13 protein-coding genes are annotated in these 13,309 nt (G+C 36.5%); 6 read left to right on the top strand and 7 right to left on the bottom strand.

Annotation, left to right across the window (positions count from 1 at the left end; genetic code table 11):
• Positions 1 to 39: 39 nt before the first annotated feature.
• From J1905_RS05020 to J1905_RS05010, 3 genes are all read left to right on the top strand, one after another.
• Positions 40 to 303, top strand: coding sequence for a hypothetical protein (locus J1905_RS05020; RefSeq protein ID WP_214226139.1), 264 nt, complete (start codon positions 40 to 42; stop codon positions 301 to 303).
• A 236-nt stretch (positions 304 to 539) separates the two neighbouring features.
• Complete coding sequence (locus tag J1905_RS05015; RefSeq protein WP_214226138.1) at positions 540 to 1,136, top strand: hypothetical protein; 597 nt, start codon at positions 540 to 542, stop codon at positions 1,134 to 1,136.
• Positions 1,137 to 1,322: 186 nt separating this feature from the next.
• Complete coding sequence (locus J1905_RS05010) at positions 1,323 to 3,695, top strand: ABC transporter permease (RefSeq protein WP_214226137.1); 2,373 nt, start codon at positions 1,323 to 1,325, stop codon at positions 3,693 to 3,695.
• A gap of 35 nt (positions 3,696 to 3,730) precedes the next feature.
• Here the strand turns inward: J1905_RS05010 and J1905_RS05005 are convergent, their stop codons facing one another.
• The 4 genes from J1905_RS05005 to J1905_RS04990 form a co-directional block, all read right to left on the bottom strand.
• Positions 3,731 to 5,302, bottom strand: coding sequence for a YncE family protein (locus J1905_RS05005; protein WP_214226136.1), 1,572 nt, complete (start codon positions 5,300 to 5,302; stop codon positions 3,731 to 3,733).
• A 12-nt stretch (positions 5,303 to 5,314) separates the two neighbouring features.
• Positions 5,315 to 6,157 carry a ribonuclease E inhibitor RraB gene (locus J1905_RS05000; RefSeq protein WP_214226135.1) on the bottom strand — a complete coding sequence of 281 codons (843 nt, stop codon included), beginning with the start codon at positions 6,155 to 6,157 and terminating at the stop codon, positions 5,315 to 5,317.
• A gap of 155 nt (positions 6,158 to 6,312) precedes the next feature.
• Entirely contained in the window at positions 6,313 to 7,020 is a 708-nt protein-coding gene (locus tag J1905_RS04995) for a peroxiredoxin family protein (RefSeq protein ID WP_214226134.1), read from the bottom strand.
• A 54-nt stretch (positions 7,021 to 7,074) separates the two neighbouring features.
• Entirely contained in the window at positions 7,075 to 7,821 is a 747-nt protein-coding gene (locus J1905_RS04990; protein WP_214226133.1) for an LCIB family protein, read from the bottom strand.
• Positions 7,822 to 8,704: 883 nt separating this feature from the next.
• Between J1905_RS04990 and J1905_RS04985 the strand changes: the two genes are divergently transcribed.
• A complete protein-coding gene (locus J1905_RS04985) occupies positions 8,705 to 9,061 on the top strand; it encodes a hypothetical protein (protein WP_214226132.1) in 357 nt (118 codons plus the stop codon).
• A 29-nt stretch (positions 9,062 to 9,090) separates the two neighbouring features.
• On the opposite strand, the gene J1905_RS04980 is transcribed toward J1905_RS04985, so the two are convergent.
• Positions 9,091 to 9,747: a hypothetical protein gene (locus J1905_RS04980; protein ID WP_214226131.1), complete on the bottom strand. Its 657-nt coding sequence runs from the start codon at positions 9,745 to 9,747 to the stop codon at positions 9,091 to 9,093.
• A 172-nt stretch (positions 9,748 to 9,919) separates the two neighbouring features.
• On the opposite strand from J1905_RS04980, the gene J1905_RS04975 reads away from it, so the two are divergent.
• On the top strand, positions 9,920 to 10,858 hold the full coding sequence (locus tag J1905_RS04975) for an alpha/beta fold hydrolase (protein ID WP_250318007.1): 939 nt from the start codon (positions 9,920 to 9,922) through the stop codon (positions 10,856 to 10,858).
• A 45-nt stretch (positions 10,859 to 10,903) separates the two neighbouring features.
• A complete protein-coding gene (locus J1905_RS04970) occupies positions 10,904 to 11,587 on the top strand; it encodes a hypothetical protein (RefSeq protein WP_214226130.1) in 684 nt (227 codons plus the stop codon).
• Positions 11,588 to 11,603: 16 nt separating this feature from the next.
• On the opposite strand, the gene J1905_RS04965 is transcribed toward J1905_RS04970, so the two are convergent.
• A complete protein-coding gene (locus J1905_RS04965) occupies positions 11,604 to 12,089 on the bottom strand; it encodes a hypothetical protein (RefSeq protein ID WP_214226129.1) in 486 nt (161 codons plus the stop codon).
• Between the two features lie 81 nt (positions 12,090 to 12,170).
• A complete protein-coding gene (locus J1905_RS04960; RefSeq protein ID WP_214226128.1) occupies positions 12,171 to 13,307 on the bottom strand; it encodes an efflux RND transporter periplasmic adaptor subunit in 1,137 nt (378 codons plus the stop codon).
• Positions 13,308 to 13,309: the final 2 nt, after the last annotated feature.

Genomic DNA, 13,309 nt, shown 5'->3' with positions numbered 1-13,309 from the left:
ACACTTGGCTCCATCAATCATCTAAATACAAACCGGTTAATGATGATAAAAAAAAGGTACTTCCTGATCTGTCCTGCTTTACTACTGCTATTGAGCATTCCTTCAAAAGTTTGGTCGCAAGAAAACAAAACACTTTTAACCGACAATCCTTTAAAAAGCCACCTGGACTCCGCAGTCCAAAATGCATCAGCTACTTATATGGCTACTCCTGGCACAGTAGGTCTGTCCATTGCAGTCTATCAGAATGGACAACGCTATCTCTATAGTTATGGGGAATCAAAAAAGGGAACAGGCCATTTCTAAATGAAACCATTAATCCTGCTCATCAGTGTATTTGCGCTTTTCTCCGTGATTTCAAAATTTACAACAGGCGATTGGAATTTAGTATTTGCCGGTAACCTAGCGATGTGCTCAATGTTGTGCTGGGGTGTATTATTTCTCTATCCAAATGCTTTAAAAGCACTTGATTGAAAATTTTGTATTCAAATTCATTATAAAATGTAAGCAGATGAATTATATTGCAATAAAAAACTATCAGTATGAAATTCGCTCTTTTCTCCCTCCTTTCGTTGTCAGTACTTACTCTAAGCTGTTCATCCCAGACCTCCAAGCCATATCCGTTTAAACTGGAAATACATAAATTTAAGATTGGGGATCAAGTAGACACCTCAGAATTCAAAAAAATAGAGAACGTCTATTTCCCTAACCACCTTGATGGATGGGAAATGGATAATATTGATCAACTACCTGAAAAATATAAAAACTTGCCAATAGCAATTTGGGGATCTACCACCGACTCTACAGTTATATTAACTTTGCTTAAAAACACAGTATTAAATATAGTGCTATCTGGAATTAGCCAATCTGAGAAAGACAGTTTATCAAAAGTTTTTACGGATAAATCGGGTATAAAAAATAGGGTTAAAACTTACGAGCAAAGTCATCCACTACAATCATACATTACCTATTGGAATCTAGAAACTTGGGATACCGGCGACGTGATACTGGAATTAGGAAACTCTGAAATGAGACTACCCAAAGATCCAGCATCCAAAAAACGTTCATGGAACATGGTGTACTCTGATTTTGTACTTGAAAAGTCTATCATTAACAACTTTAAAAAGACTAATGAATAACCTTAAAATTTTAAAAAAGGATATGTCCGACACTGTACACCTATTGTTCGATAATGAACGGTTACATTATTGAAATATAACTAAATCACTGTTTTACCATCAATTAAACAACACTTCTACTCTTGGCACAAACTTAGTAAATTGCAGATCAATTGTATTTATTTAATTGATAGATAACTTGATGCCATGTTCAGACTCAATTTGAAAATCGCTTTGCGCAACCTCTGGAGAAATAAAACTTCTTCGGTGATTAATATAATTGGACTGGCAGTTGGTTTGTCGGCCTGCTTACTCCTATTGTTGTATGTGAATTACGAGCTTAATTTTGACCGTCATTACAAGGATGCAGACAAGATATACGCGGTGATGACCAACTTTCAGGATGCATCAGGAAAGATTACAAGTACAAAAGAATATCCCGGCAATGGAATTGCCATGGCCATCAGAGAAAAGGTTCCTGAAGTAGATGCTATTACCCGAATTGGTGGTGGTGATGAAACACTCATTGCCAATAAAGAGAACAGTTTTAAAAAGGTAAATCTCTTTGCTGATCCCGAGATTTTGAAAATATTCAATTACGATTTTATAGTTGGAAACCCCGCGGTTGCAATGAATACACCGGATGCGGTAGTGCTAACCGAGGGAACGGCCAAGCTATTGTTTGGCTCTACTGATGTATTAAACAAAATGGTAAGATATAGGAACCAACATGATCTTAAGGTGACTGGTGTTATTAAAGACCTGCCAACCAATACTTCACTCCGTTTTGATTACCTGATGCCTTGGTCCTTTTATGAAAGCATAGAAAGTTGGGTTAAAAATCCCGGTTGGTCTAACTTTAATTTCCTGGCAATGGCAAAGGTTAACGACGTGGCCAAATTGGATCTGATTAATTCCAAGGTGAAGAAATTGTTTAATGAGAATTATAAGGAACAAAGAAATGAAAATTTCTTATTCCCTATGGTGGATCAGCATTTACATAGTGAATTTGTGAACGGTAAAAGCGTAGGTGGCGACATAGAACGTATTTACCTATTTGTTGCACTTGCCTTTGGCATTTTACTGATTGCATGTATCAATTTCATGAACATGGCCACTGCAAAATCTGAGCGAAGAGCAAAGGAAGTGGGCATCAAAAAAACAATCGGAGCAACCAGAGGTTCCCTAATAACACAATTCCTTACCGAGGCGATGGTGCTTACTATAGTTGCTGTGTTAATTGCGCTTGTTATTGTGGAGGCTAGTTTACCCCTATTTAATAACCTGCTGAATATAGAAATCACCATCAACTATAGTAATGTTGGTTACTGGGTGGGTATTGTGTCGGTAGCTTTGCTGACAGGCATATTGGCGGGTATTTACCCTGCCGTGTTCCTTTCTTCCTTCAATCCTATTCAGATTTTGAAAAAGAAAACTGCAAGGGCAAGGCTCATTCCCATCAACATGCGACAAGTATTAGTAGTGAGTCAGTTTTGCTTTGCCATTATGCTGATCATTGCCACGCTAGTGATTTATAAGCAACTGCAGTTTATAAAGAACAGACCTGTTGGCTACAACATCAATTTACTTGCAGAGATGCAGCAAGATGGAAATTTGCGCCAGAAGTTTGAACTGTTTAAAGAGCAGGTGCTAAAGACTGGAGCAGTTACCTCGGTAAACCAATCGTCGCGAAGCATGACGAATGTGAGCAATTGGTTTTATGGTTTTAAATGGCCTGGAATGGACAAAAAAGGCGAAGAAATTGTATTTAACAGGCTAGAGACCCAATATGATCTGGTAAAAACAAATGGAGTGCAGATGCTTGAGGGTCGAGATTTCTCTAAGGACTTCGCTTCAGATACAGCTGCAATTTTACTGAGCAGCACTGCGGTGAAGATGATGAAACTGAAAGATCCGATAGGAAAGTATGTAATTTTATTTGGTAATCAGTTGAAGGTTGTAGGTGTATTCAAAGATTTCCTGTGGGATTCGCCCTATCGTTCTGGACGCCCTATGGTAATTAATTTTAATAAAGATGGGGGTGGCAATATCAATTTGCGCTTAAATCCGGCTAATAGTTTGAGCAAGAATATCGAGTTAATCTCTGCTGTTGCCAAAAGTATCAATCCGCAATACCCGGTTCAAATTAAATTTGTGGATGATCTGTACACAGCAAAACTGCAGTCGGAAAAGATTCTTGGTATCCTGGCCAATTTGTTTGGTGGCATAGCCATATTGATTTCGTGTATGGGACTTTATGGACTGGTGGCTTACAGTGCGGAACAACGCACTAAGGAGTTTGGTGTGCGCCGTGTACTTGGTGCCTCAGTTGCGAACATCATGAGGCTGCTTTCACTTTCCTTCCTGAAAATGGTATTTGTAGCGGCTTGTATTGGTGTACCTCTCGCCTATTACCTGATGAACAGGTGGCTCGTTAATTTTGAGTTCAGAACTACTATATCATGGTCAATTGTGCTAATATCAATAGCAGGAACCGCAGCGATTGCTTTTCTAACGGTTAGTTTTCAGGCGTATAAAGCAGCAAAAGCAAACCCTGTTGAGGCGTTGAAATATGAGTAATGATTATTGCTTTTTGCACCCTTTAAAGTACTATACTAGTTACCTAAAGTATATCGAAAAATTCTCGTCCTGTACTCGTTTGAAGGGAGTTTTTCTGTATTACAAAACATTAGCTGTTTATCGCTAAGAAAAATACCATTATCTAAAATCCCTTTTATAGATTCAATTTTTTTAAACGTATTGGTATCATACAAATCCCTAAAACTTAAGGCAAAATTTCCGGAAGGAGAAACGGCGGTTATAATAGCTTCAGAATTTCCATTGTAAAATTCACCTACAATGCTTAAAGATTTATCATATACTTTTTCATTTACAAATAACCGTTGCTTGATAATATTAAAAATAGGATTTAAGGAGAATCTATTACTACTCCGTGAATTTTCTAACATGAAAATATCTGAGCCTGTAGTGATTTTACTTATAGTAGCAGATGACAAGGATTCAACATGATATATTGTATTTGTGGTTGGATCAAGATCAAAATTTCCCATATGAAAACCACGTTGGGCATCGGTCATGTTATCTTTGTATGCCAACTCTTTATTAAGCGCCAGGTCAACGATACGGAACTCAGTCGATCCGCTAGTAGGTGGTGTTATATGATAGTACAAGCGGTTATTACTTCCTGCTTTGATATGATATGCTTCAGAATTGGTTTGAATTGTGCCTGCAGATGTTAGTGTTTCGAGATCAATCTTTTGAATTGTTGTACTTTCATCAGCTAAATATAGAAACCTGCCATCTAAGCTAATAGTAAAATCTGTGTATCTGATATGCTCAAACAACCTTTTTTCAACTTTTAAGTCTTTGGTATTTATCGCAATAATACCATATCCATTTAAGTTGTTACCATAATGAACGTCACCTGCAACAATTGCATATACGCGATCTCTAAATGGATCTTTCAAAAGCTTCAATATCGGGTAATTCATTTCTATAAAACTTCCACCGACTACAAACTGTTCATTGCTTTTAAGATTTCCAATTGTTTTACTTACAACTACCATATACTTGTAATCTACACCCGGTACAATCGATTTATCTGAGAAAGCGGTATCTGTGGCTTTAACCAACATACTGAGTGTATCTGCTTGATTATTCTTGTATCTTACAAGTTTATAGGATTTGAAATTCTCTTTACTGTATTTCTTCCAACGAAGAGTAATAGAATTGTCTGTCTTTTCGAGCTTTAAAAGTCTGACACCCACTTGGATTGGCAAAAATGCTTTTTTTACTGAATCCAGTTCGTTTTTTATTTCTATGCTTATGATATGGTTTTCTGCTGACAACGATGTATTAACCAATTTTAAATCTCTAACGCCCTTGACTTCTTTCAAAACCCCATCTATGTTACTTCTCCATGTAACAATAATATTTGATAAGTCACCTATCGGTTTTCCTTGTAATTCTACTTCGAAATTAATGGTATCTCCTTGAACAAAATCTGTATGTTCGGGGCGTAGAAAAGCTATTTCTATATCGCGTAATGGATTCTCTTTTGAAGTATTGTCATTTAAACCCTTATCCTTTTTGCATGCACAAAAAAAACATATTGATAAAGTTAGGATTGAAAGAAAACATTTAGAGTTAAGAAATTTTGTGATCATATGCTTTTGAAACTAAGCGCAATTTATGTTAAGCCTTTCTTCTGCATACTTATACCCTAGTTGCTTTGCTTTAGTCCAATCTAAACAAGCACCAACCTTGTCGCCTTTGCGGAGTTTAGAGTTAGCTCTGTTGTAATGCGCCAATCCGTTATCTGGTTCTAATGAAATCACAAAGCTGTAATCAGCAATGGCATTATCATGCTCTCCTGCTTCGTCTTTATTTGCAGCCCTGTTTATGATTGCATCAATAAAATCGGGAGCTAGCTCAATTGCCTTATCATAGTCTAGTCTGGCTGCTTTTGGGGTATGAAGCTCATCTTTAAGTATTGCTCTTGAATACCATGAATTAGGGTCTTGAGGTTTTATTCTGATTGCGGTCGAAAAATGGATAACTCCCATTCCCAGATTTCCTTTATAGTAGCTTTCCATTGCCAGATCAAAATAATGACTGTATAAGCCTGCATCCATATCAGGAAATGTTTGTTCCGCAGGATCATCGAATGCTCCGTATCCTTCCAGTTTACAGTCAAACTTATGCCCCTTGCAATACATATTGAGTACCCAATATACCAGATTTTCATGGTCTACTGGGAATTCTGTTGCTACGCCATTCAGTTCCCAATCATCATCTTCTTCGCTTATCTCACCAATTTCATAATTGTAATTCGTAGAAAGAAATTGTCCTAGTTTTTGGAGTTTGGTTTTACTATCAGATGTAAATACAAATTCGAAAGCTGAAAGGGAAAAGTCTCTCATACCGTCTGCTTTCCTACGCTCATAAACATCTGTGGCTGAACTTATTTCTTCAGAATAGTTTTCATTGAACTCTACTAATGTAAAGAATGTATTAGTCATGATTTGAGTAGCATTAAATCTATTTGCATCCCTATGATACAAATGCCCAATAGGCCTAACCCAAAGTTGCTATTTTATCTCAAAAAAACAATGAAATACTCAATTTAATTCACTAAAAAGATAGCAATTGGTTAAACTAGAAATTTTACTGGGTATTAAAGATAAGTATTTATTGCTCGTTTTAGAGTCGTTCCTATATTCTTATCGCTATTTATGGCCGATCTAATTACACCAGTTTTATCAATTACAAATGTAGTTGGATAAAGCATAATGTTATAGTCTTCGGTTATTTTTTTAGCATCAGTTAGTATCTGGAATTTAAATTCATGGTCCTTTTGAAAATTACGGACAGTATCTTCTTTATCAAAAGTTATTGCTAAAAACTTGACTTTAGATTTATTGTAGCTAGTTGCCAACTTATTTAGTTCAGGGATTTCTTCAATGCAGGGCGGGCATCCAGTAAACCAAAAATTAACCACAACAACCTTTCCTTTTAGATTTGACAGCGCAATCTTCTTATTATTTAAATCGACTAAAGTAAAATCTTTGGCAGGCTTACCTATCATTGCATTCATTACTTCAATACGCTTTGCTTTTGCCAAGGAGTCTTGAACGAACATCTCTCTGGACTTTTTCACTACTTTAAGAACAGTAGTGTCTTTCCCATAATTTGTTACAGACAAAATATGAGTTTCAACAAATGTTGCAAGGTCAGCATTTAGTTTTTCTAAAGAAGCAAGCTTACCTTCAGCATCATAGCAAATTACTATAGGCTTCTTTTGTGATACTTCTTGTGCTTCAGCTAATGAAAACATACAAAGAAAAAGGACAAACAGTACTGAAGCTATTGTTTTTATGATCATGAGGCGTTTACTTTTTAGTAATCCAAGATAATCGAATAGAGTGGGATTTATGAATTACACTGAAAACAGAGATAGTAAATCTTCTCTCGTGTTTTCTTTTACATTTAGAATATCAAACCTTCGAGCCGAAGAAAATGATCCAATATCGGTGTCGCTGTTAATTAAAACGGCTCCCATAATGATGATATACCTGCAATTGAAATGAGTTAGCGCTACCAATTCCTGAATTCTTTTATCAATTGCCTGATAAATGATTTCAGTAGCTTCATGAAGTTGAGACTCAGCATTTATTATCTTCTCTCTATGATTATATAGGATTTGCTCTATAGTATTCATTTGATAGTCCATTTCGGTAATATTACCTGGCTCAATTGCATTGTTGAGCAACTTCCCTAATGCACTGCTTGCAGCCCCACAGCATCCTGTATTTTGTTTCTGACCAAAACGATGAATCTCTCCCAAGACTCCTTTTTTAGAGATTCCGATATGAGGTCCGTAATAAATAAACACAGCTCCTTCGTCGGGCACATGACTTGCAAATGCAGCCATACCAGTTAAGCCCGTAAATGGAAATCCGTCTAATCCTCCCATTTTAAATGGCCCCAAAAATTCATGAGATCTAATAGGATATTGTATGCTATTCACATCATCACTGCAAATACTATCCGCTAACATGATCTTTGTAGGCTCTAAATTAAGTTGATCCTCTACATAATCAATTACTCTATTAACGGTATCGATTGTTGTAAATGCATTGGGATAAAACTTTCTTATAATCCCCAATTTGTCCTTCTTTAACATACTGCTTCCTTTTTGAGTCTATCTACACAAGATTATGCTAAGGTAATATTCTACGAGTAAAATTGGGCTAAATCCTATCTTAAAAAAGGAATTGCTGGCTTGTAGAATACTTTTTGTGTATTGTCGCTTCTTATGGCATTTACGAGAATGAAAATTATGTTGATGTAATGTTGGGGTTGAATTTTATTTACGACTTGTTTACGCCATATTTACGTCATACATGTCGAACAGGTCTTAAAGCTACATTAAACTTCTGGTGGAGTACTCATGATTATCTCAATACAGTTGATAGTGCCAACATAGTAAATAGATAAATTGCAAATAGAAGCAGATCCACGTTAGTTGTCTTTCTATTATCGTGTAGATCAGCATATCGCAAGACAGGTATCAGTTGTTTCTTTTGCCACTTAAGAGATATCCATCTCAAAACAAGAATTACTAGTATTAAAGGAAGTGTATTACGCAGTACGGTATAACCCGGCCCTAATTGGTTCTTCAGCGTCATTGAATTATAAATCAATAAATACGTACCAAAGTGAATTGAAGCGAAGCAGAGCCAAACTAAATAAGAATTGCGTTTTCTTAGTGTTTTATAACAATAAACGTAAAGCAATGATTGAGTAAGAATTCCATATAACCAAATACCAGAATCATTCTGGTGAGTCCCTAATTTACTTGATGCATAACTAAAAAAGAAAGCTGACAAAACTACATAAATGATAATGGGATAGATATATCATCGTTTGTAAGAGGATCGTTCGCAAGGAGCTTTTGTTTCATATAGATTGAGGCACTTCTTTTCATCTTCGAATATCGATAATTGTTCCAGAGTTTACGATATCGAATAATTTAGTTTTTACTAATAATTTGGTATATTGGTACTATGCTTAGAAGAACGCTCTTTCAATTGGCATTCTGCACCATAATGCTTGCAGGATGTATAAACCCCTCTCCTGTTTCTTTAGCTGGAAAACAGTTTCGTTTAATCAAACTTACATTCGACAATATAAAGTATAAGGAAACGATTTGCCAGTTTAATACTGATAAAGTGGAGGTTTGGAGTTATAATGATACGAAGAAATGGCATGCTAATCTTATTGTTGGCGGTTATTCCGTTAATAATAAGTATGTAAAATTGCCATTTGGAGAGTTTGAGACTAAACGGGCTAAGGATGGCTATTACCTATATGCAAATGGTCTAATAAAATACAAAATGGTAGTCAGTGACGGTAGGTTGTAGTTTTCTACCATAGTTTACTTGATCTTCTATTATTTAAACTTCAACGCATAAAAGCCCCCTGTTTTTGCTACCAATTCACCCATTAACTTTACAACGTTCTCCCTTGTGTCGCTTAAATACATCACATAGGCAGTAGCTACATCCTTTTTAAAGAGTGTTACCATCACACAAAATTTATATTCAGTACCGAAGGAGTTATTACCTATAGGGATAATGGTTGTGGATCCCCAATCGGCACCAAACTCTTTTTTCACAGCTTCTGGAGGGAAAGGATTAGAGCCCATACCTTGGGTAGGTCTTCCACCGGCAACGTTCATGGCAACTACAGTTGAGGTAACTTTAGCACCAAATTCGTCTTCAACCTTCGCCTCTTTGTGTGGCGTAATGCCTTTTCCGCCAGTATAGGCCTCTGCAACTGTGTATCCTACGGGAGCTATTGAATACCTGACCTCAAAAGGCTGATCTTTAAAGGTAATAGCATACTCGTAATGCATCTGCTTATTCTTAACTATGGGTATTGGCATGGCACCTTTTGGCATTAGAAATGTCATCTGTGCCAGATTCAATACGTTTTGAAATGTATCGGGTAATGCCGATTTAGTTACCCCAGACACATCTGTTGAGGATTGAGCATTTGCAGCAACAGATGCCAGCAGCAGCAATGCAAAGATTTTGAGCGTTTTCATATTTAATATTTGGTTGGTTTAATATACAGTTTTTTGACAAGTGCAATTCGGTTTTATTGGTAATAAGTTTGCTTTAGAGTAATGTCGCATTTTGCCCCTACTATTGTCGCATACATACAGCAGCGGTATAGTATTTATTTTCGAGATTTGTAATATAACAAAACCGTAAGCCATGAAAAAGCATATTATTATCAGATTCACAATTGCAATTGCTGTAGCACTGATGGCATCGTGCCAGCCGCATTCTAAAGATAAACAAAACGTTTCGGCCGGACCAAAAGAGAGGACTACCACCCAGAGCATAAAGCCTGCCGAAACTGGCTATGCAGATGTAAACGGCTTAAAAATGTACTATGAGGTTTACGGCCAAGGTAAACCCATTGTACTAATACACGGCTCCTTTATGACGATACCTTTAAATTGGTCTCACATCATACCACTGTTTGCCAAAGACCGGAAAGTAATAGTTGCTGAAATGCAAGGACACGGTCGCACACGGGATATATCGCGCGATTTTAGTTTTGAAGGTATGGCAGATGATGTGTCTGGATTGCTTAAACACCTAAAAATAGATAGTGCTGACATCTTAGGGTATAGTATGGGCGGCGGAGTCGCCTTTCAGGTAGCCGTACGCCATCCAGAGCAAGTACGTAGATTAGTAATATTATCAGGCGTGTACGCACATAATGGTTGGTGGCCAGATGCAGAGGCTAGTTTTGCTTCTATTAATGCAGATATGTTCAAAGGTTCACCCATTGAAAAACAATACGATAGCCTAGGAAATGATCCTGCTCATTTTTCAGAGTTTGTGAAAAGGGTTATGAGTATGGATTTAAAGCCTTATGATTGGTCGAAAGAAGTTAAAAATATAAAGGCTCCGATATTTATGGCTATTGGGGATGCCGATGGAGTACAATACGAACATGCATTGGAATTGTTTCGTGCCAAAGGTGGTGGCAAAATGGGGGATCTTCATGGGCTGCCTAAATCTCGACTAGCCATTATACCAGGTGCAACCCATATTGGCATGATGCAGCAAACTAATGTGTTGATACCGATGATTGATGAGTTTCTGGATTCGGATCTCAAAGGAACACCCCCTGGATTTTAGCACTGAAATTAGCAGTAATAGCAGATTTTATATTTATATTTAATTATGAAATCTGCATTATTTCTATGGCTATCTATCTTCTCCTTATCTGCTTTTGCTCAGAAGAAAGACACCGTATTTTTAAAGCCTAAGAACATAAAGGGCCATTCGATATACATTGATCCTTCACCAGACTCTGAGTATTATAATAGAATAGCAGATCTCAGCTATTCTATTAAGGATAAAGACTATAACCAAAGTATCCAAAGACTAAGTATCTATAAGACTAAAGCTTTTAATGACGTGAACCTAACAGGAATACCCCGAAATTGGTGTCCCCTGGAAATATACAAAGGCGAGTATTATGTGTATTCTCCCTCAGAATCGAGTGAAACAAGGGTATCAATTAATGATAGCACCATGGTACAACAAAACATGGAAAGGGGAATTTATCTTTTAGATGCTGTAAGTAGAACAACTAAAAATTCCTATAAAATCTTTACCATACAAGACTACACTGGTCGCAGAAACTCATTTACTATTCATATCATCGATCTAGAACGTGGTATTGCAGTATTTGAAAACCTTTTTTACAGATCGCAAGAGGAACTTTTCCGCTATATATTGATGGTCGATGTAAGCAAAGTAAAAAAATTCCCTATTGTGGTAAACTACTCTCCAACTCATAAAGAGCTTGAATTTGTATTTGACAGACCGAACTTTAAGGAATTACTGAAGAATATAAATTAAAAAGAGCTCTGTGTTACTAGTTTATTTTATCCTTTTCAGTTAGCTTAAGCTTTTTATACTTTATTTGAATTGAGGGAGTTACTGACCTGTCATGAACAATTAGTGAAGTATCTCCTATAATTTTACACCCTACTTTCGCAGTAGTATCTGGATCGGATGCACTGGATTTCCTATCTATAAAAACAAGTAAAGTATCGCTTTGTATAAAGAGTCCTACTGTATCAGCTGTGATTTTTGGATTGGTTGAGAGATATCTATAAAAACCTCTTCTTGGTCTCCTGTTTTCAGGATCGGTTGAGAACAAATTGAGTGTATCACCTTTAGTGAGGGTTTTCCAATTAGATGAGCCAGCTTTGCTTTCTACCTCTCTCCATTTTGTTAGATGTACAGAATCAACCGGATCGATGATTATCGGCGGGTCAACTGGGTCTTTAATGCATGAATATAAGAAGGATGTAGCAAGAAGAGCAAAAATACTGGTTCTCAAAAAATTGGACTTCATGTTAGGTTTTATATAATTTCGGTTAGGTGCTAAAGTAATAATTTTCCCGCTATAGAGAAAATTATTACTTGAATAAAACAATTATTCCTCTATCGTATTTTTCAACTTCATTAACAATGAGTATGCTCCCTTAACTACAATTTTGTTTCCTTTTAAATCAGAATTTATTGCTGTAAAACCTTCCTCAGTTTTACCCTTAATTACTTCCGTTATTTTAAATGAGTTGTTACCATTGCTTACAAATACATAATCCTTGTTTTCATAATTAACAAATGCATCATTTGGTAAGGCATCGATGTTATATGTTTCTACCTGTACTTCTGCATTCATATACATACCAGGAACCAGACTCTTATCGTATTGCTCAAAATTACAATGAACCTCTGTACTCCTATCGTTATTTAATGAATGACTTACCAGCACAATTTTAGTAATATACTTCTGATTAGGGAGTGAATTACTATAGGCCATAACCTGCTGTCCTATCTTTATCTTGTTAAGGTCTTTTTCAAACACAGTGAGATTTAAATGGATATCTGCAGGATTAACCAGTTCAAAAATGATATCAGAAGGCGTTACATATTTGCCAATGTTCACATTAACCTTACTTACATAACCATTAATAGGCGAATAAATGTTAATGGTGCGACTGATATTGTCTTCCGTTAGTTTACCGGGGTTTAATCCTATAAGTCTTAATCTTTCGGCCAAGCCTTTACTTTCGATACTCAAATTCTTAAAATCATTCTCAGCTTGCTGCAATACCTTATCGCTTCCAGCTTTAGCTGTATTTAGTTCTTTTTGTCTTTGATATTCCTTAACCGCATAGCTCAGTTTGCTTTTTGCACTCAGGTAATCCTGTTGCAGTTGAATATACTGTGGATCCTCAATTACGGCTAAAACCTGACCTTTGCCTACTTGTGTGCCGGCAAGCATATTTGTTGATTTTAGATATCCTCCCAAGGGGACACTTACTGATATCAGATTTTGTGGTGGCACATTAATTTGGCCGTTAAGTTTAAGTGCAGTGCCGATATTTCTGGCCTCCACTTCCTGAACTTGAAGATCGATTTGCTTTGCCTGTTCAGGACTAAGTTGCACCGTGCTTTCATCTGTTTTAGCCTTTACTTCTGACTGATCCTTGGCATTACTGCTGCATCCATAAATAAGCGCAGGAATTAATATTATGGGTAAATACTTGAAAATTATAGATTTCATGG

The sequence above is a fragment of the Pedobacter sp. B4-66 genome, assembly GCF_018492665.1.
Taxonomy (GTDB): Bacteria; Bacteroidota; Bacteroidia; order Sphingobacteriales; family Sphingobacteriaceae; genus Pedobacter.
This window is presented reverse-complemented; position numbering and strand designations above follow the sequence as displayed.

Excerpts from the sequence above, each read along its gene's own strand:
- J1905_RS04995 (WP_214226134.1), bottom strand. The coding sequence starts at position 7,020 with ATGATCATAAAAACAATAGCTTCAGTACTGTTTGTCCTTTTTCTTTGT.
- J1905_RS05020 (WP_214226139.1), top strand. The coding sequence starts at position 40 with ATGATGATAAAAAAAAGGTACTTCCTGATCTGTCCTGCTTTACTACTG.
- J1905_RS04960 (WP_214226128.1), bottom strand. The coding sequence starts at position 13,307 with ATGAAATCTATAATTTTCAAGTATTTACCCATAATATTAATTCCTGCG.
- J1905_RS05015 (WP_214226138.1), top strand. The coding sequence starts at position 540 with ATGAAATTCGCTCTTTTCTCCCTCCTTTCGTTGTCAGTACTTACTCTA.
- J1905_RS04970 (WP_214226130.1), top strand. The coding sequence starts at position 10,904 with ATGAAATCTGCATTATTTCTATGGCTATCTATCTTCTCCTTATCTGCT.
- J1905_RS04975 (WP_250318007.1), top strand. The coding sequence starts at position 9,920 with ATGAAAAAGCATATTATTATCAGATTCACAATTGCAATTGCTGTAGCA.
- J1905_RS05005 (WP_214226136.1), bottom strand. The coding sequence starts at position 5,302 with ATGATCACAAAATTTCTTAACTCTAAATGTTTTCTTTCAATCCTAACT.
- J1905_RS05000 (WP_214226135.1), bottom strand. The coding sequence starts at position 6,157 with ATGACTAATACATTCTTTACATTAGTAGAGTTCAATGAAAACTATTCT.
- J1905_RS04980 (WP_214226131.1), bottom strand. The coding sequence starts at position 9,747 with ATGAAAACGCTCAAAATCTTTGCATTGCTGCTGCTGGCATCTGTTGCT.
- J1905_RS04990 (WP_214226133.1), bottom strand. The coding sequence starts at position 7,821 with ATGTTAAAGAAGGACAAATTGGGGATTATAAGAAAGTTTTATCCCAAT.
- J1905_RS04965 (WP_214226129.1), bottom strand. The coding sequence starts at position 12,089 with ATGAAGTCCAATTTTTTGAGAACCAGTATTTTTGCTCTTCTTGCTACA.
- J1905_RS05010 (WP_214226137.1), top strand. The coding sequence starts at position 1,323 with ATGTTCAGACTCAATTTGAAAATCGCTTTGCGCAACCTCTGGAGAAAT.
- J1905_RS04985 (WP_214226132.1), top strand. The coding sequence starts at position 8,705 with ATGCTTAGAAGAACGCTCTTTCAATTGGCATTCTGCACCATAATGCTT.